Raw genomic sequence first — 1930 nt, 5'->3', positions numbered from 1 at the left:
CCAGGGCCCAGAACAGCGCGACCAGGATCAGCCCGAAGATCGCCATCGACGCGAAGGACCAGCGCCAGGACAGCTGCACGGCGATGACCCCGCCGAATGCGACGCCGATCACCGACCCGAACGAGCCGCCGGCCATGAACGCACCCGAGAGCGAGGCCCGCAGCCGCGGCGCGAACACGCTGAGCACGACCGCGATACCGACGCTGCCGTAGGCGGCCTCACCGACCCCGACCAGGAACCGGGCGCCGAGCATCTGCTCGTAGGAGCCCGCCACCGCGCACAGCAGGGTCGCCACGCTCCACAACGCGGCCATCACGACGAGGCTGCGCACCCGGCCCCACCGGTCGGCGAGCATCGACAGCGGCAGGGTGAGCAACCCGACCATCAACGCGACCACGCTGTTCAGCGATGCGAGGTGCGAATCCGACAGCGACCATTCGGCTTTCAGGAACGGGAACACCGCACTGAGGACCTGCCGGGACATGTAGTCCGACAGCAGCAGCCCGAAGGTGAGTGCGAACACGAGCCACGGGTAGAACCGGGATCGCCCGCTGCGGCGAGACGGCGCCGACACGGTCGCGGTCCGCTCCGGCGCGGTGGGGGTGAGAGAGGACATGATCTTCCTAAACCTCGGGTGGGGTGGGGAGGAGCGCGATGGCTGGGGGTGAAGTTTGTGGTGCTGACGGCCGGTGGGAGAAAGGGTTTCGCGTGCCCGGGGGCGCGGCACGGGGCGTGGTGTCACGCCCCGCGGGTCACGCGGATGCTGCGTCAGGCGTGCTGGGTGAAGCCGCGCTGGCCGGGGCGGCGGTTGGGCGCGAAGCCGATCTTGGCGAGGGTCTCCTCGGCGCTGGTGTAGTGCTCGTCGAGCTTGTAGATCTCGCGGGCCTCCTTGCCGGTGGCGACCTCGCGACCGAGTTCGTTCGCGATGCGGACGAGCTGTTCGACCTGCGCCACGGAGGTCATCTTCTCGCCCTTGCGGCCCCACAGGGTGTCCTCGGTGCCGCAGCGGGCGTGCAGGCCCATCGCGATGGCCATGGTGTTGACCGGCAGTACGCTGCGCATCAGGGTTTCCAGGGTGAGCACCGCCCCGTCGGGTGTGCGGCGGATGAACTCCATCATGTTGTACGGGTTGGGGCCGTCGAAGCCGCCGCCGATGCCGACCCAGGTCACCATCAGCGGGCCGGTGTAGACGCCGCGACGGATCAACCGCTCCACGGTCTCGAGCTGGGCGATGTTGGCGAGCTGGAAGTGCGGCTGGATACCGTTGGCCTGCAGCCGGCGCAGGTGCTCCTCGACCCAGCCCGGCCCGGCCGGGACGGTCATCTCGCGGTAGGCGTCGTAGACCTCGGGGCGCTCGAAGGAGGTGCCGGCGATGTCGTCGGCGGTCATCAGCTCGACGATGTTCATCTGATTGGTGTTGATCGCGATGGTGACCTGGTCGGGCTTGGGGTCGAGTTCGGCGAGCATGTGGCGGGTGTCGTCGGAGAGCCACTTCGCGTCCGCGCCCTCGCCTTCGGGTGCGAACGAGATCGAGCCGCCGACCTGCAGGATCATCTCGGGTACCGCCTCGCGCAGCCGTGCCAGCAGCTCGTTGAACTTCGAGAGCCGCTTGGAGCCCTTGCCGTCGAGTTCCCGCACGTGGATGTGCAGCACGGTCGCGCCGGCCTCGTAGCAGTCCACCGCCTTCTGCACGTGCTCGTCCATGGTCAGTGGCAGGTCCTCGGCGAAGTCGTCGATGTCCCACTCCGGGCCGTAGGGGGCGACGGTGATGACCAGCTTCTCCTGGTTCTCCGGGAACAGGGCGTCGTCGTGGAAGTGCATGGTGGTGCTCCGATCAGAGTTGTGGTGGGGTTGGTGAGGGTGAACGGGACGGGGGAGGGGTCAGAAGGTGGCGTCGCCGACGATGCCGGCGCGTTCCATCTTGCGTACT

Annotated in this window: 2 protein-coding genes; both read right to left on the bottom strand. The window is 68.3% G+C overall.

Annotation, left to right across the window (positions count from 1 at the left end; all coding sequences use genetic code 11):
* Window positions 1–616 (bottom strand): MFS transporter (locus tag CQZ88_RS31845; RefSeq protein WP_258008780.1); only part of this gene is annotated, 616 nt, incomplete at its 3' end.
* 152 nt (window positions 617–768) lie between these two features.
* A complete protein-coding gene (locus tag CQZ88_RS25205) occupies window positions 769–1821 on the bottom strand; it encodes a 3-keto-5-aminohexanoate cleavage protein (RefSeq protein ID WP_006937062.1) in 1053 nt (350 codons plus the stop codon).
* Between the last annotated feature and the right edge of the window lie 109 nt (window positions 1822–1930).

It is taken from the genome of Rhodococcus sp. ENV425, assembly GCF_002887785.1.
Taxonomy (GTDB): Bacteria; Actinomycetota; Actinomycetes; order Mycobacteriales; family Mycobacteriaceae; genus Rhodococcus; species Rhodococcus aetherivorans.
This window is presented reverse-complemented; position numbering and strand designations above follow the sequence as displayed.